The organism is Streptomyces sp. NPDC053432 (assembly GCF_055585365.1).
On record NZ_JBVJKF010000028.1, the window covers coordinates 57,192 to 73,297 of the forward strand.

Below are 16,106 nucleotides of genomic sequence, written 5' to 3' on the forward strand. Positions count from 1 at the left end.
GCGCCGTCCGGGGAGCGGATACCCCTACCCACCGGTAGAGACCTCTGGCAAGCTGCCGCCATGTCTTCCGACCGGGCCCGGTACGACCGGGCGACCGCGCATCTCGACGCGCCGCTGGCCATCGTGGACCTCGATGCGTTCGACGCCAACGCAGACGATCTGGTCCGCCGGGCGGGCGGGAAGCCGGTGCGTGTGGCGAGCAAGTCCGTACGGTGCCGGGCGCTGCTGGAGCGGGTGCTGGCGCGGCCCGGGTTCGCCGGGATCATGTCGTACACCCTGGCGGAATCGATCTGGCTGGCCCGGGCGGGCTTCGAGGACGTGCTGCTCGCCTATCCGTCCGTGGACCGGGCCGGGTTCGGGGAGCTGGCCGGGGACGCCAAGCTGGCCGGCGCCGTGACGGTGATGGTGGACGATACCGCGCAGCTGGAGCTCATCGACCGGGCCCGGGACGGCGGCTCCGAGGAGATCCGGGTCTGCCTCGAACTCGACACGGCGCTGCACCTGTTCGGCGGGCGGGTCCGGGTCGGGGCGCGGCGCTCGCCGCTGCGGGAGCCCGCGCAACTGGCCGAACTGGCACGGGTCGTGGCCGAGCGGCCCGGGTTCCGGGTGGTCGGCCTGATGGCGTACGAGGGCCATGTCGCCGGGGTCGGGGACTCGCTGGCCGGCCGGCCGCTGCGGTCCCGGGCGATCCGGCTGATGCAGGGCGCGGCCCGCAAGGAGCTGGCGGCCCGGCGGGCGGCGGTGGTGCGGGCGGTGCGGGCCGTGGTGCCGGACCTGGAGTTCGTCAACGGGGGCGGGACGGGCAGCGTCGCGGAGACCGCGGCCGAGGACGCGGTCACCGAGATCGCGGCCGGGTCGGGGCTGTACCTGCCGCGGCTGTTCGACAACTACACGACGTTCAGCGGGCGTCCGGCGGCCCTGTTCGCCCAGCCGGTGGTCCGGCGGCCCGGGGTGGGCGTGGTGACGGTCCTCGGGGGCGGGTACCCGGCCTCGGGCGCGGCCGGCGCCGACCGCTCGCCGGTGCCGTACCTGCCGCGGGGGCTGCGCTACGACCCTCAGGAGGGCGCCGGGGAGGTCCAGACCCCGCTGCTCGGCAGCCCGGCCGACGACCTGTTGATCGGCGACCGGGTCTGGTTCCGGCACGCGAAGGCCGGCGAGCTGTGCGAACGCTTCGACACCCTGCACTTCGTGGAGGGCGACCGGGTGACGGGAAGCGCGCCGACGTACCGGGGCGAGGGCAAGACCTTCCTCTAGTTCGAGGTCAGTACACGGAGTCCGTCTGGTCCGGTACGACGCTGGCGTCGGTGCGCAGGACCGGGCCCTTGGTGCCGTCGTGGTCGACGTAGCCCGTCGTCGCGCACGGGTAGGGCCCGGTCTTCTGCTTCTTCGGTTCGATGAACATGGGGTTGACGATCCAGCGGCCGTCGCTGTCGTCGTACGCCCGGCACATGAGCTCGTTCTTGTTGCGGTTGAGGACGAGCCGCAGGGCTGTCGCGTCGCGCAGGAACGAGACGTCGGTGTCGGAGTCCCCGGCGGCGAACACCTGGCGGCGGGCGGGCGGCTGGACCTTCTCGGCGTCCGCGCCGCGCACGCCGAAGACCTCCTGGTTGATCCAGCAGCGCTTGCCGTCGATGTACGTGATCATCGTGTCGGCGCCGTCGGGGACGGAGCCGCAGCCCTGGAGGCGGGAGGTGAGCTTCCCGCCGCGGGTGGTGGTGTTGCGGATGCCGATGACGTGCTCGGCGTCGATGCCCACGCCCTTGGCCCAGACCTCCACGACGGGCTGGGGTGAGGCCGAGCTGATCCAGACGTCGAAGCCGGCCCTGCGCAGGGTGTTGATCAGGTCCTTCTGCTGGTCGTAGTAGCGGACCCAGCCGGTGGCGGTGCCCGTGCCGACCTGCTGGGCGGCGCCGATGGGGGCGGCGAGGTTCTCGGTGCGGGCGGCGGCCGCGAAGCCGCGTATCTCGCGGGCCGTCCAGCCCTGCGTCAGCTGGGCCAGCCAGGAGTACGAGGGCTCGGTGGTGCGGCGGTCCCAGCCCGCGAAGGCGGCGGCGCCGGTGCGCGTGGCGGCGGTGCCGTAGACGGCGTTGATCTCGTCGGCGCAGCCGGCTCCCCCGGGGGTTCCGGTGGGGAGGGGCTCACCGGGGCGGGCGAGGGGGTCGCAGGCCCCGGCGAGGGCGGTGGCGGCCGCGGGGGTCAGGAAGCGGCTGGTGGCGGCCCAGTCGGCGGGGCGGCGGATCTTCCCGTTGCGCAGCAGCCAGTACATGGTCGCGTCGCCGACGTCGTTCTTGACGACGGTGTTGTCCCAGTCGAAGACGGCCACGGGCTTGTGCCGGCGTCCGCCGCAGGTGCCGTACCGGTCGACGAGCTGTTGGAGGCGGGCCTGGTTGTCCCCGTACCAGCCGGGTCCGACGGCCGCCCGCCGGCAGGAGCTCTGGTCCGCCCGGGCGGGTGCGGCCAGGAGGAGTCCGGTGCCGGTGGCCGCGATGAGGGCGAGGGTGGCGGTTCTGTTTCTTCGCATGCTGCTCCTCGGTCTTCGGGGAAGGAGAAAGCCGGGCGCCTTGCGGGGCGCCCGGCTGTCGCGAGAGGGGGCCGGTCTACAGCGGGGTCACGTACGCGCCGGAGATGCCGCCGTCGACCAGGAAGTCGGTGGCGTTGATGAAGGAGGAGTCGTCGCTGGCGAGGAAGGCGACGGCGGCGGCGATCTCGGTGGGCTCGGCGAAGCGGCCGAGCGGGATGTGCACGAGGCGGCGGGCCGCGCGCTCGGGGTCCTTGGCGAACAGTTCCTGCAGGAGGGGGGTGTTGACGGGCCCCGGGCACAGGGCGTTGACGCGGATGCCCTCGCGGGCGAACTGCACACCGAGCTCGCGGGACATGGCCAGGACGCCGCCCTTGGAGGCGGTGTAGGAGATCTGGGAGGTGGCGGCGCCCATGATGGCGACGAAGGACGCGGTGTTGATGATGGAGCCGCGGCCCTGGCGCTGCATGTAGGGCAGGGCGGCCTTGCAGCAGAGGTAGACGGAGGTGAGGTTGACGTCCTGGACGCGCTTCCAGGCCTCCAGGCCGGTGGTGAGGATCGAGTCGTCGTCCGGGGGCGAGATGCCCGCGTTGTTGAAGGCGATGTCGACGGAGCCGTAGGTGTCGAAGGCGGTCCTGAAGAGGGCTTCGACCTCCTCGGGGTCGGTGACGTCGACCTTCACGAAGGTGCCGCCGACCTCTTCGGCGGCGGCCTTGCCGGCGGTCTCGTCGATGTCGCCGCAGACGACGTTGGCGCCTTCGGAGGCCAGGCGGCGGGCGGTGGCGAGGCCGATGCCGCTGCCGGCTCCGGTGATGACGGCGGTGCGGCCGACCAGGCGGCGGCAGACGATCTCTTCGGTGCTCATGTGTTTCAGGCCTCCGTGCTGATGAAGACGTTCTTGGTCTCGGTGAAAGCGGTGAGGGCGTCGGGTCCGAGCTCGCGGCCGAGGCCGGACTGCTTGTAGCCGCCGAAGGGGGTCCAGTAGCGGACGCTGCTGTGGGAGTTGACGGACAGGTTGCCGGCGGCGACGGCGCGCGAGACGCGCAGGGCGCGGCCGATGTCGCGGGTCCAGAGGGAGCCGGACAGGCCGTACTCGGTCGCGTTGGCCAGGCGTACGGCGTCCTCCTCGTCCTCGAAGGGCAGGACGACGGCCACCGGGCCGAAGACCTCCTCGGCGGCCACGGGCGCGGTGGGGTCGACGTCCGTGATCAGGGTCGGCGGGTACCAGAAACCGGGGCCCTCGGGGGCCTTGCCGCGGATCGTGGTGAGGTCGCCGGTGACGTAGGACCGTACGCGTTCCAGCTGGGCGCGCGAGATGAGCGGACCCATCTGGGTCTTCTCGTCGAGGGGGTCGCCGACGAGGACGGACTCGATGCCGGGGGCGAGGAGTTCCAGGAACCGGTCGTAGGCGGAGCGCTGGACGAGGATCCGGGTGCGGGCGCAGCAGTCCTGGCCTGTGTTGTCGAGGAAGGACATCGGGGCGGCCGCGGCCGCGGCCTCCAGGTCGGCGTCGGCGAAGACGATGTTGGGGCTCTTGCCGCCGAGTTCGAGGGTGACGCGCTTCACCCGGTCGGCGCACTTGGCCATGATCTGCTTGCCGACGCGGGTGGAGCCGGTGAAGACGATCTTGGCCACGCCGGGGTGTTCGACGAGCGCGTCGCCCGCGACCGCTCCGTGGCCGGGGAGCACCTGGAAGAGGTGCTCGGGGATCCCGGCTTCGAGGGCGAGTTCGGCGAGGCGCAGCGCCGTGAGGGGGGTGGTCTCGGCGGGCTTGAGGACGACGGCGTTGCCCGCGGCGAGGGCGGGCGCCAGGGCCCAGGCGGCGATCGGCATGGGGAAGTTCCAGGGGGCGATCACACCGATCACACCGAGGGGTTCGAGGAAGGTGACGTCGATGCCGCCGGCGACGGGGATCTGGCGGCCGGAGAGGCGTTCCACTCCCCCGGCGGCGAAGTCGAGCAGGTCGCGTACGTTGCCCGCTTCCCAGCTGGCGTTGCCGATGGTGTGGCCGGCTTCGCGGACCTCCAGCAGGGCCAGTTCCTCGATGTTCGCGTCGACGACCGCGGCGAAGCGGCGCAGCAGCCGGGCTCGGTCCGCGGGGGTGGCCGCCGCCCAGGCGCGCTGGGCCGCGGCAGCCCGGGCGACGGCTGCGTCGACGTCGTCCCGTGTGGCGGCCGGGACGACGGCGACGGTTTCCTCGGTGGCCGGATTCAGGACCTCGAGATCGAGGGGGGCCAGCACATCGGACACGTGGTGCCTCACAGACGTTCGGGTTCGGGGAGGGGCAGGGGGTGTCCGGCGGATCAGGGCCGGACAGCCCCTACAGGCGTTCGAAGGAGCGGCGCAGCTCCCAGTCGGTCACCGCGGAGTCGTAGGCGTCGAGTTCGACGCGGGCCATGTTGCGGTAGTGGGCGACCACCTCGGGCCCGAAGGCGGCCTTGGCGATCTCGCTGTTCTCCCAGAGCTCGGCGGCCTCGCGCAGGGTCGCGGGGACGTGCGCGTAGTCGGCGGTGTAGGCGTTGCCGGCGCACACCTCGGGGAGCTCCAGCTGGTTCTCGATGCCGTAGAGCCCGGCCGCGACCAGCCCGGCGACGGCGAGGTACGGGTTGACGTCGCCGCCGGGGAGGCGGTTCTCGAAGCGCATGGAGCGGCCGTGGCCGACGACGCGGAGCGCGCAGGTCCGGTTGTCCACCCCCCAGGCGACCGCGGTGGGCGCGAAGGATCCGGGCCGGAAACGCTTGTACGAATTGATGTTGGGGGCGTAGAGAAGGGAGAAGTCGCGCAGCGCCGCCAGCTGGCCGGCCAGGAAGTGCCGCATCACCGGTGACATTCCCCCTGGCCCGTCTCCGGCCATGGCGTTGCGTCCGTCGGTGTCGCTGAGCGAGAGGTGGATGTGGCAGGAGTTGCCCTCGCGCTCGTCGAACTTGGCCATGAAGGTGAGCGAGACGCCTTCCTGGGAGGCGATCTCCTTCGCCCCGGTCTTGTAGACGGAGTGCTGGTCGCAGGTGGTCAGCGCCTCGTCGTAGCGGAAGGCGATCTCGTGCTGGCCGAGGTTGCACTCCCCCTTCGCCGACTCGACGACCAGGCCCGCGGCCTGCATCTCGTTGCGGATGCGGCGCAGCAGCGGTTCGATGCGGCCGGTCCCGAGGACGGAGTAGTCGATGTTGTACTGGTTGGCGGGGGTCAGGCCGCGGTAGCCGGAGTTCCAGGCCTGCTCGTAGGTGTCCTGGAAGACCATGAACTCCAGCTCGGTGCCGACCATCGCCGTGTAGCCGAGCTCGGCGAGGCGCTCCAGCTGGCGGCGCAGGATCTGCCGGGGCGCGGCGACGACGGGCGAGCCGTCGTTCCAGGCGAGGTCGGCGAGTACGAAGGCGGAGCCCGGGTTCCAGGGGATGCGGCGCAGGGTGGCGAGGTCGGGGTGCATGGCGAAGTCGCCGTAGCCCCGGTCCCAGGAGGACATCTCGTAGCCGTCCACGGTGTTCATGTCGGTGTCGACGGCGAGCAGGTAGTTGCACCCCTCGGTGCCGTGCGCGAGGACCTCGTCGAGGAAGAACTGTGCGGCGAACCGCTTGCCCTGGAGCCGCCCCTGCATGTCGGGGAAGGCCAGGACGACTGTGTCGATCTCACCGCTGGCGACGAGGGCGCGGAGCTCCTCGGGCGCGAGCGGCGGCTTGCGGTCTACCACTGGATTCTCTCCTTCGGTGAGCCGAGTGCGCCTAAGGTATTGAACAGAACCATTGCTTGGGAAGGGGAGGAGCCAAGATGACCGACACGGCGAGCGAAGGGGACGCCTCGCGGCGGCTGGATCCCGTGCTGCGACAGGTGCGGGCGGGCAACGGTTTCGAGGAGGCCCTGGAGCAGATCCTCCAGGTGGTCCGGCTTGGCCTGGTCTCCGGCGGCGAACGACTGCCGCCGGAGCGCGAGCTGGCCGAGCGGATGGGGATCAGCCGGGTCACGCTGCGCGAGGTACTGAAGGTGCTCCAGGACCAGGGCCTGGTGGAGGCCCGGCGCGGCCGGTACGGCGGAACGTTTGTGCTGCCGCGCCCCGACACCCCCGCGGGCGGCGCCGAGGAGGAGCTGCGCCGGCGGGTCGCGGGCGTCGACATCGAGGACGTGCTGCGGTTCCGCGAGGTCCTGGAGGTGGGGGCGGCCGGGCTGTGCGCCTCCCAGGGGCTGACCGAGGAGGCCACCGACCGGCTCCTCGGCGCGCTGGCCGCCACCCACGACGCCCCGCTCGCCGACTACCGCCGCCAGGACACCCTCTTCCACCTCACCCTGTGCGAACTGGCCGGCTCCCCGACCCTGACCGCCCAGTACGCGGCCGTCCGGGCCACGGTCAACGACCTGCTGGACTGCATCCCGCTGCTCGTGCGCAACCTGGAGCACTCCCAGCAGCAGCACACCGCGCTGGTGGAATCGGTGCTGGAGCGGGACGCCGCCGGGGCGCGCGAGACCATGCGCGAGCACTGCTGCGGCACGGCGGCGCTGCTGCGCGGGTTCCTGACGTGACCCGGCCGGAGAGGGCTTCGTAACCCCCGTTTAACGCAGAGGTCTTGCGCACTCCACTCTCCTGGGGCAAAGGTACGCAGCAATACCATTGCAGCAACGCCCGCAGGCAGGAGTGCACGATGGCCGACGACGTCGCGGCACGGCTGAAAGCCGTGCCCGCAACCCCCGACTCCCCCGGCGGCGGGGACGACTACCTGGAGCGCCGCACGCTGCGCCGCGGCAGCGCCGGCTGGCTGCTGCTGACCGGCCTCGGCGTCGCGTACGTCGTCTCCGGGGACTTCTCCGGCTGGAACGTCGGCCTCGACAAGGGCGGCTTCGGCGGCCTCGCCGTCGCCACCGTCCTCATGGGCGCGATGTACGCCTGCCTGGTCTTCTCCCTCGCCGAGCTGTCCACCATCCTGCCGACCGCGGGCGGCGGCTACGGTTTCGCCCGTCGCGCGCTGGGCCCGTGGGGCGGGTTCCTCACCGGCACCGCGATCCTCATCGAATACATCCTGGCCCCGGCGGCGATCGTCATCTTCATCGGCGACTACGTGGAGTCCCTCGGACTCTTCGGCCTGACCTCGGGCTGGCCGGTCTACCTCGGCTGCTTCGTGATCTTCATCGGCGTCCACCTGTGGGGCGTGGGCGAGGCGCTGCGCTTCAGCCTCGTCGTGACCGCCGTCGCCGTGGCCGCGCTGCTGATCTTCGCGGTGGGCGCCTTCACCGAGTTCAGCGCCGACGGCCTGAACGACATCCCGGTCGACCCGCAGGCCTTCGGTTCGAACTCCTGGCTGCCGCTGGGTGTCCTCGGCATCTGGGCCGCGTTCCCCTTCGGCATGTGGTTCTTCCTCGGTGTGGAAGGCGTACCGCTCGCCGCCGAGGAGGCCAAGGACCCCGTCCGCTCCATGCCCAGGGCGCTCGCCATCTCCATGGGCGTCCTCGCCCTGCTCGCCCTGATCACCTTCTTCGCCGCGACCGGCGCGCAGGGCGCGGACGCCGTCAAGTCCGCCGGGAACCCCCTGGTGGTGGCCCTGGAGGGAGACGGCGGCCCGACCGCGCTGAGCCGCTTCGTGAACTACGCCGGCCTCGCCGGCCTGGTGGCCTCCTTCTTCTCCCTCATCTACGCGGGCTCGCGCCAGCTCTTCGCCCTCTCCCGGGCCGGCTACCTGCCCCGCTTCCTGTCCCTGACCTCGCAGCGCAAGGCCCCCTACCTGGGCCTGGTCATCCCCGGCGCGATCGGCTTCGCCCTCGCCGCGGCCACCGGGAACGGCGCGCGGATGCTCAACATCGCCGTCTTCGGCGCGACCATCTCCTACGCCCTGATGGCCCTCTCCCACATCGTGCTGCGCCGCCGCGAGCCCGGCCTGGAGCGGCCCTACCGCACCCCCGGCGGGGTGCTGACCTCCTCGGTGGCCTTCGTACTGGCCCTGTCGGCCCTGGTCGCCACCTTCCTGGTGGACAAGGACGCGGCGTTCATCGCGCTGGCCGTGTACGCCGTCGCCCTGGCCTACTTCGCGTTCTACAGTCGGCACCACCTCGTGGCCTCGGCCCCCGAGGAGGAGTTCGCGGCTCTGGCGGAAGCCGAGGCGGAACTGACCCGCGACTGAAATCCTGCCCTTGCCCAACCGCCCTAGCCCAACCCCTCGCTGTTCGCCCCTCCGGAGGTATCGAACGTGCCCAGGCCGCTCATCGGCATCACCACCTACATCGAGGAATCCACCCGCTACGGGGTGTGGGACCTCCCGACGTCCCTCGTACCGTCCGGGTACTACGAGCTCGTGCAGGCGGCGGGCGGCGCGGCCGTGCTGCTCCCGCCGGACGAGCCCGCGTCGGCGGCGGAGGTGCTGAGCCGGGTGGACGGCCTGGTCGTCGCGGGCGGCCCCGACGTGGACCCGGCCCGCTACGGGGCGGTGCGCGACCCGCGCACGGGCGCCCCGGCCACCGTCCGCGACCAGTGGGAACTCGCCCTGATCGCGGCGGCGCTCGAGTCGGGCACGCCGCTGCTGGGCATCTGCCGCGGCATGCAGGCGCTGAACGTGGCCCTGGGCGGCACGCTGATCCAGCACATCGACGGCCACGTCGACACGCCCGGCGTCACCTCCTGGCACCCGGTACGCCCGGTCCCCGGCACCCGGTACGCGGAACTGGTCCCGCAGGAGGCGCAGGTACCGACCTACCACCACCAGGCCGTCGACCGGCTGGGCAGCGGCCTGGTCGTCTCCGCGTACGCGCTGGACGGCACGGTGGAGGCGATCGAACTGCCCGGCACCGAGGGGTGGGTGGTGGGCGTCCAGTGGCACCCCGAGCGGGACACGGACACGCGGGTGATGTCCGCCCTGGTCGAGGCGGCCTCCGTCCGCACCGCGGTCCCGGTGGGCTGACCCCCGTTCCCCGGCGGCCCGGCGGCGGTCCGTGGGCCGATTGGCCGACCGCCCGCCGGGCGCGCAGGCTGGAAGGGTGCGGACCGAGACGAACGGAGCGGTATCCGGGTGGGCGTCGGGGTTCCTGGAGAACCCGGTCGTCGGGATGGCCCCGTGGATCGTCTTCTCCCTGCTGGTCGGCCCGGGGCGGTTCGAGCTCGCGGTCGGGCTGGCGCTGGCCTCGGCGGTCTCGCTGATCGTGGTGAGCCGCGTGGTCAACCGGGGCACGTCCTGGAAGCTGCTGGAACTCGCCGACGTGGTGTTCTTCGCCTCCATGGCCGTCTTCGGACTCCTGGCGAGCGAGGGCACCCAGCGCTGGCTGGAGACGTACGCCGGGGAGGTCGCCAACATCACCCTGGCCGTGATCGCCTTCGGCTCGATGGCCGTGCGGATGCCCTTCACCCTGCAGTACGCCCGCGAACGGGTGGACCCGTCCATGTGGCACAGCCCGGTCTTCCTGCGCACCAACTACATGATCACGGGCGTGTGGGGCGCCGCGTTCCTGGTGGCGGCAGCCGCGGGCGCCTACGGGGACCTCGTCCTGCACAACCCGAACAACATCTGGACCGGCTGGATCATCCAGATCCTGGCGATCGTCGCCGCCCTGAAGTTCACCGTCTGGTACCCGGATGTCGTCCGCGCCCGCACGGCCCGCGAAGCCGCCGGGCAGGACCCGGGACCGACGCCCTGGGCGGGCCTGGCGCTGCCGCTCGCGGGCCTGCTGGTACCGATCGGCATCGCGGTGCTGATCTTCGACAACATGTGGTGGCTGGGCGCCGCCCTGATCGTCGCGGGCTCCCTCCTGACGAAGGCCCTCGGGCGGAAGTCCAGCCCCGGCACATCCAGCCCCGCCGGCGTTTGAGACACCTCCCCACCCCCAGCCCGCCGCATGCGGCCCCGGGCCATTTCCAGCCCCGCCGGCGTTTGAGGCGCCTCCCCACCCCCAGCCGCCCCATGCGGCCCGGCCGGGCCACATCCAGCCCCGCCGGCGTTTGAGGCGCGGGGGTCCGGGGGCAGCGCCCCCGGCAGCGGCGCCGCACCGGCACGACACCACCCGGCTCACCGCTAGGTGCCCCGCCGGGTCAGCGACAGCAGGTCACGCGCCGGCCCCGCCGGCCGCGCCCCCGTCGGCCACACAGCCCGCAGGGCCCGGCCGAGCGCGGCCCCCTCCACCGGGACCTCCACCAGCCGCCGCGCCGCGAGCTCGTCCCGCACCGCCAGCTCCGACAGCACGCACGGCCCCGCCCCGCTGAGCGCCGCCGCCTTGACCGCGGTCGTCGACGCCAGTTCGAGCAGCGGCGCCGCGAGCCCCCCGGCCGGGGCCAGCGCCGCGTCCAGCACCTGCCGGGTGCCCGAACCCCGCTCGCGCAGTATCAGCGGCGTGGCCGCCAGTTCCGCCGCCGCCACCGGCCGGGCCCGCCGCGCCCACGCGTGCCCGGGCGCCACCGCCACCACGAGCCGGTCCTGCGCGATCACCGCCGAGTCCAGTCCGTCCGGCACCGTCAGGCCCTCCACGAACCCCAGGTCCGCCTCGTGGGTGAGGACCCGCCGGCCGACGACCGCGGAGTTCCCGGCGTGCAGGGAGACCGCCGTGTCCGGCCGCTGCCCGCGCAGCGCGATCAGCCACCCCGGCAGCAGGTACTCCGCGATGGTCATGCTGGCCGCCACCCGCAGCCGGGAGTCCCGCCGCCCCCGCAGCGCCTGCGCCCCGGCGTCGAAGGCCTCCGCCGCCTCCACCACCTGCCGGGCCCAGTCCGTGACCAGCGCCCCCTCCGCCGTCAGCGACGACCCCCGCGGGGAGCGGTCGACCAGCGCCACCCCGAGCCGGCTCTCCATCGTCCGGATCCGGCTGCTGGCGGCTGGCTGCGTGATGCCCAGCCGCCGCGCCGCGCCGCTCAGGCTCCCGACCCGCGCGACGGCCAGCAGCAGCTCCAGGGCGCCCAGATCCGGCACCCGGTGCGCCAGCGGCACCCACTCCTCTTCACCCATAACACCAGTTTATGGCCTGATAAGAAGATGACCTCTGCCACCCGCCCCCACCTGCGCCGATGCTGGATCCATGGCCACCGTCACCGTGCGACCCCGCACCCTCACCACCGAGCCCGCGCCACGCGCCCACAAGGCCCCCGCGCTCCGGCACCTCGGCCCCAACTGGTACGCCTCCGTCATGGGCACGGCGATCATCGCCAACGCCGGCGCGAGCCTCCCGTACCAGCTGCCCGGACAGCGCGTGGCCTGCCAGATCGTCTGGGCGCTGTCCGCCGCCGCCCTCGCCGTGCTGCTCACAGCCCGGGCCGGCCACTGGCTGCACCACCGCGACCAGGCCCGCGCGCACCTCCTGGACCCCGCCGTCGCCCCCTTCTACGGCTGCCTCTCTATGGCCCTGCTGGCCGTCGGCGGCGGCACCCTCATCGTCGGCAAGGACCTCATCGGGACCGGCGCGGCCGTCGCCGTGGACGCGGTGCTCTTCACCGCCGGCACCGCCCTGGGCCTGCTCGCCGCCGTGGCCGTGCCCTACCTGATGGTGGTCCGGCACAGGGTCGAGCCCGGGCAGGCCACCCCCGTCTGGCTGCTGCCCCTCGTATCGCCCATGGTCTCGGCGGCGGTCGGCCCCCTGCTGATACCCCACCTGCCCGCCGGCCAGCCCCGCGAGACCCTGCTGCTCGCCTGCTACGCGATGTTCGGCATCAGCCTGCTCGCCACCCTGCTGATGCTGCCCCTGGTCTTCGGCCGGCTCATCGTGGGCGGCCCCCTCCCGCTGGCCATGACCCCGACGCTCTTCCTGGTCCTCGGCCCCCTGGGCCAGTCCACCACCGCCGTCAACCAACTCGCCGACGTGGCCCCCCAGTCGATCGGCGCCCCCTACGCGGGGGCCCTCGGGGCCTTCGCCGTGGTCTACGGGGTCCCCGTGATGGGCTTCGCCCTGCTGTGGCTGGCCCTCGCCGCGGCGATGCTGGTCCGGGCCGCCCGTGACGGGATGGGCTTCGCCATGACCTGGTGGGCCCTGACCTTCCCCGTCGGCACCTGCGTCACCGGCGCCGCGGGCCTGGCCCGGCACACCGGCCTGACCGCCTTCGCCTGGCTCGCCGCGGCCCTCTTCCTGGCCCTGCTGACCGCCTGGCTCCTGGCCACCGCCCACACCCTGCGCGGCCTGGCCGGCGGCCGCCTGCCGGCCGCTCCCCGCTGATCCCCGCTGATCCCCGCTACCGAGCCGCCCGCAGGGCCCCGGCCAGCACCGCGGGGGCCTCGGCCAGGGAGGGCCCGTACCAGGTGAGGTGGCGGCCGCTGACCAGGGCAGCCGGCAGACCGGGGAAGGCCTCCGGGCCGTCGTCGGCCGTGAAGCGGTACGGCTCGTCGGGCAGCACCACCAGATCGCAGCCGGCGGCCGCGAGCTCCTCCACCGGCGCCCGGGGATACCGCTCCGGGTGCCCGTCGTACACGTTGCGCACCCCGAGGCGCCCCAGCAGGTCCCCGGCGAAGGTGTCCCGGCCGAGCACCATCCACGGCCGCCGCCACACCGGGACGAAGGCGCGCAGCGGCCCGGCCGGCTCCACCCGGGCCCACGCCCGCTCCGCGTCCGCCAGCCACCCCGGCCTCGCCAGCCCCAGCGCCCCCACCAGCACCCGGTCCAGCTCCCGGATCGCCTGCGGCAGCCCCCGTACCTCGGTGACCAGCACCTCCACCCCGGCGGCACGCAGCGCCGCCAGATCGGGGGCCCGGTTCTCCTCCTCGTTGGCGATCACCAGGTCCGGGCGCAGCCGTACGATCGCCGGCACGTCGGGGTTCTTCGTCCCGCCGATCCGCACCGCACCGCCCAGGTCGGCGGGGTGCGTGCACCAGTCGGTGACGCCGGCCAACAGCCCCGGCGCACTCACCGCGACCGCCTCCGTCAGCGACGGCACCAGCGAGACGACCCTGCGCACGCCGCTCAGCGTCCGGGGGACGGCGGCTCGGACGTGGCGTGGATGTGCTCGCCCACCGCGACCACCAGGATCCGGGTGTCCTCGGTGACGGCCCGCCAGCGGTGGCGCACGCCTCCGGACAGGAACAGCGCGTCGCCGCTCTCCAGCCGGTACGCCCGGCCCTCGGCCTCCACCTGGCACGCCCCGTCGACCACGTACATCAGCTCGTCGTTGCGGTGCTGGTACTCGCGCCCCGCGTCCTGGTCCCCGGTGAACTCCAGCGCGTGCAGCTGGTGGTGACCGCGCACCAGGGGCCGCACGCCCGGCACCGGGCTGAGCCCCGATCCGTCCCCGGCCCGTACGAGGTCCACCGTACGGGCGGTGTCGGAGGCGGCGAGCAGCTCGACGGCGGTGGTCTCCAGGGCGTCCGCGACCCGCTCCAGGGACCGCATGCTGGGCCGGGCCCGCTCGTTCTCTATCTGGCTGAGGAAGGGCACCGACAGACCGCTGCGCGCCGACACGGCCGCCAGCGTCAGGCTCAGCGCGCGGCGCCGCTTGCGCACGGCCACGCCCACCCGGAGCGGTTCCTTGCCGTCCTTTTCGGCGTCCTTGTCGGCGTCGTGGTCGATCCCGTCGAGCCGGTCGCCGTGGTCGCCCTTGCCGTCGCTGTCGTTCATGTCGGGGCTGCCCTCCCCTTGTCCGTCGCACATCGGTGTGCTGTAAGCACCTTACGCAGCATCCGCCCCCGGTTTCGCGTGCTCGGGATTCCCGTGCGCACCGGGTGCTCGTCCGTTCACCTTCCGTGGCGGGAACTCCCACCCGGCCCACCGGCCGCGTTGCGGCATCATCGTCACCGTGACGACGACACGACGCCTGATGCTCCTGGACACCGCCTCCCTCTACTTCCGCGCGTACTTCGGTGTGCCGGACTCCGTGAAGGCCCCCGACGGCACCCCCGTCAACGCCGTCCGCGGACTGCTCGACTTCATCGGACGGCTGGTGCAGGACCACCGCCCCGACGACCTGGTGGCGTGCATGGACGCCGACTGGCGGCCGCACTGGCGGGTGGAGCTGATCCCCTCCTACAAGGCCCACCGCGTCGCCGTGGAGACCGAGGCCGGCCCCGACATCGAGGAGACCCCGGACACGCTCGCCCCGCAGGTCCCCATCATCGAGACCGCGCTGGACGCCTTCGGCATCGCCCGGGTGGGCGTCGCCGGATACGAGGCGGACGACGTGATCGGCACCCTAACGGCCCGCGCTAGCGGCCCGGTGGACATCGTCACGGGCGACCGGGACCTCTACCAGCTCGTGGACGACGCCAGGCAGCGGCGGGTGCTGTACCCCCTCAAGGGCGTGGGCACCCTCCAGGTGACGGACGAGGCCTGGCTGCGCGAGAAGTACGGGGTCGACGGCCCCGGTTACGCGGACCTGGCGCTGCTGCGCGGGGACCCGAGCGACGGCCTGCCCGGGGTCCCGGGCATCGGCGAGAAGACGGCGGCCAAGCTGCTCGGCACCTACGGGGACCTGGCCGGGATCATCGCCGCGATCGACGACCCGAAGTCGAAGCTGACCCCCACCCAGCGCAAGCGCCTGGACGAGTCCCGGCCGTACCTGGCGGTGGCCCCGAAGGTGGTCAAGGTCGCCTCCGACGTCCCGCTCCCGGCCTTCGACCCGGCCCTGCCGAAGGCTCCCGCCCAACCCGAACTGGTGGAGGCCCTGGCCCATCGGTGGGGCCTGGGAGGCGCAGTTTCGCGCCTGAGCGGTGCATTGCACGCCTGAGGTGCTAACTTAGGTAAGGCTAAGTTTCTGGGGAGTCAGGGGAGACACCGTGGCACAAGGACGCGCCCGCACCGTCGGCACCGCAGCCGTCGTACGCACCGAGCGGCTGACACCGCACATGATGCGGGTCGTGCTGGGCGGTGAGGGCCTGGAGGGCTTCGGCGCGGGCGAGTACACCGACCACTACGTGAAACTCCTCTTCCCCCCGCAGGGCGTGACCTACCCCGAGCCGTGGGACCTGGAGCGGATCCGCGGCGAGTACCCGCGCGAGCAGTGGCCGCGCCAGCGCGCCTACACCGTGCGGCGCTGGGACCCGGCGCGGCGGGAGCTGACCCTGGACTTCGTCGTCCACGGCGACGAGGGCCTGGCCGGCCCCTGGGCGGAGCGGGCCCGGCCCGGTGAACCCGTACGGTTCCTGGGCCCGGGCGGCGCCTACGCCCCGTCTCCGGAGGCGGACTGGCACCTGCTGGTGGGCGACGAGAGCGCCCTGCCCGCCATCGCGGCGGCGATGGAGCGGATGCCGGCGGGCGCGCGGGTGCACGCCTTCGTGGAGATCGAGGGCCCGGCCGACGAGCAGCGGATCGCCACCCCGGACGGCATCACCCCGGTATGGGTCCACCGCGGCGAACGCCCGGTCGGCGAGGCCCTGGTGGAGGCGGTCAGGGACCTGCGCTTCCCGTCCCAGGACGTCCACGCCTTCGTCCACGGCGAGGCGGGCTTCGTCAAGGACCTGCGCCACCTCCTGCGCCTGGAGCGGGGCATCCCGCGCGAACGCCTGTCGATCTCGGGCTACTGGCGCCTGGGTGAGACGGACGAGGGCTGGCGGGCGATCAAGCGCGACTGGAACGCCGCGGTGGAAGCCGAACAGGAACACGCCGCAGCCGCGTAGCCGCCTCCCGGCGGGGCGCCCCCCTCCGGCTCCGGGGCCCCCTCCCGGAGACCCGCCCCCGGGCCCTGCCCTACCTCGGCCCGCTGCTGGGGCTCCGCCCCGGA

At 73.2% G+C, this 16,106-nt stretch carries 15 protein-coding genes; 8 read left to right on the forward strand and 7 right to left on the reverse strand.

What is annotated here, in order from left to right; translation table 11 throughout:
• Positions 1-60: 60 nt before the first annotated feature.
• Complete coding sequence (locus ACZ6Y1_RS33150; RefSeq protein ID WP_469638647.1) at positions 61-1,254, forward strand: amino acid deaminase/aldolase; 1,194 nt, start codon at positions 61-63, stop codon at positions 1,252-1,254.
• Between the two features lie 7 nt (positions 1,255-1,261).
• Here ACZ6Y1_RS33150 and ACZ6Y1_RS33155 read toward each other — a convergent pair whose 3' ends face one another.
• From ACZ6Y1_RS33155 to ACZ6Y1_RS33170, 4 genes are all read right to left on the reverse strand, one after another.
• Complete coding sequence (locus ACZ6Y1_RS33155) at positions 1,262-2,521, reverse strand: haloacid dehalogenase-like hydrolase (protein ID WP_469638650.1); 1,260 nt, start codon at positions 2,519-2,521, stop codon at positions 1,262-1,264.
• Positions 2,522-2,597: 76 nt separating this feature from the next.
• Positions 2,598-3,383 carry a 3-oxoacyl-ACP reductase gene (locus ACZ6Y1_RS33160; RefSeq protein ID WP_469638652.1) on the reverse strand — a complete coding sequence of 262 codons (786 nt, stop codon included), beginning with the start codon at positions 3,381-3,383 and terminating at the stop codon, positions 2,598-2,600.
• A gap of 5 nt (positions 3,384-3,388) precedes the next feature.
• Positions 3,389-4,768 (reverse strand): aldehyde dehydrogenase family protein, encoded by a 1,380-nt coding sequence (locus ACZ6Y1_RS33165; protein WP_469638655.1) that lies wholly within the window; start codon positions 4,766-4,768, stop codon positions 3,389-3,391.
• 70 nt (positions 4,769-4,838) lie between these two features.
• Complete coding sequence (locus tag ACZ6Y1_RS33170) at positions 4,839-6,203, reverse strand: glutamine synthetase family protein (protein WP_469638658.1); 1,365 nt, start codon at positions 6,201-6,203, stop codon at positions 4,839-4,841.
• A gap of 77 nt (positions 6,204-6,280) precedes the next feature.
• Here ACZ6Y1_RS33170 and ACZ6Y1_RS33175 point away from each other — a divergent pair, with 77 nt between their 5' ends.
• From ACZ6Y1_RS33175 to ACZ6Y1_RS33190, 4 genes are all read left to right on the forward strand, one after another.
• Positions 6,281-7,027: a FadR/GntR family transcriptional regulator gene (locus ACZ6Y1_RS33175; RefSeq protein WP_469638661.1), complete on the forward strand. Its 747-nt coding sequence runs from the start codon at positions 6,281-6,283 to the stop codon at positions 7,025-7,027.
• A 119-nt stretch (positions 7,028-7,146) separates the two neighbouring features.
• A complete protein-coding gene (gene eat / locus ACZ6Y1_RS33180; RefSeq protein WP_469638665.1) occupies positions 7,147-8,616 on the forward strand; it encodes an ethanolamine permease in 1,470 nt (489 codons plus the stop codon).
• Positions 8,617-8,682: 66 nt separating this feature from the next.
• Entirely contained in the window at positions 8,683-9,390 is a 708-nt protein-coding gene (locus ACZ6Y1_RS33185) for a gamma-glutamyl-gamma-aminobutyrate hydrolase family protein (protein ID WP_469638668.1), read from the forward strand.
• Between the two features lie 76 nt (positions 9,391-9,466).
• Positions 9,467-10,291: a hypothetical protein gene (locus ACZ6Y1_RS33190; protein ID WP_469638671.1), complete on the forward strand. Its 825-nt coding sequence runs from the start codon at positions 9,467-9,469 to the stop codon at positions 10,289-10,291.
• Positions 10,292-10,494: 203 nt separating this feature from the next.
• Here ACZ6Y1_RS33190 and ACZ6Y1_RS33195 read toward each other — a convergent pair whose 3' ends face one another.
• Positions 10,495-11,418: a LysR family transcriptional regulator gene (locus ACZ6Y1_RS33195; protein WP_469638675.1), complete on the reverse strand. Its 924-nt coding sequence runs from the start codon at positions 11,416-11,418 to the stop codon at positions 10,495-10,497.
• A gap of 70 nt (positions 11,419-11,488) precedes the next feature.
• Between ACZ6Y1_RS33195 and ACZ6Y1_RS33200 the strand changes: the two genes are divergently transcribed.
• A complete protein-coding gene (locus ACZ6Y1_RS33200; RefSeq protein ID WP_469638678.1) occupies positions 11,489-12,616 on the forward strand; it encodes a TDT family transporter in 1,128 nt (375 codons plus the stop codon).
• Positions 12,617-12,632: 16 nt separating this feature from the next.
• On the opposite strand, the gene ACZ6Y1_RS33205 is transcribed toward ACZ6Y1_RS33200, so the two are convergent.
• Positions 12,633-13,352 carry a helical backbone metal receptor gene (locus tag ACZ6Y1_RS33205; RefSeq protein WP_469638681.1) on the reverse strand — a complete coding sequence of 240 codons (720 nt, stop codon included), beginning with the start codon at positions 13,350-13,352 and terminating at the stop codon, positions 12,633-12,635.
• A gap of 5 nt (positions 13,353-13,357) precedes the next feature.
• Positions 13,358-14,008 carry a helix-turn-helix domain-containing protein gene (locus tag ACZ6Y1_RS33210; protein WP_469638684.1) on the reverse strand — a complete coding sequence of 217 codons (651 nt, stop codon included), beginning with the start codon at positions 14,006-14,008 and terminating at the stop codon, positions 13,358-13,360.
• Between the two features lie 199 nt (positions 14,009-14,207).
• Between ACZ6Y1_RS33210 and ACZ6Y1_RS33215 the strand changes: the two genes are divergently transcribed.
• Complete coding sequence (locus ACZ6Y1_RS33215; RefSeq protein WP_469638788.1) at positions 14,208-15,113, forward strand: 5'-3' exonuclease; 906 nt, start codon at positions 14,208-14,210, stop codon at positions 15,111-15,113.
• A 49-nt stretch (positions 15,114-15,162) separates the two neighbouring features.
• On the forward strand, positions 15,163-16,002 hold the full coding sequence (locus tag ACZ6Y1_RS33220; RefSeq protein ID WP_469638687.1) for a siderophore-interacting protein: 840 nt from the start codon (positions 15,163-15,165) through the stop codon (positions 16,000-16,002).
• The last annotated feature ends 104 nt before the right edge of the window (positions 16,003-16,106 follow it).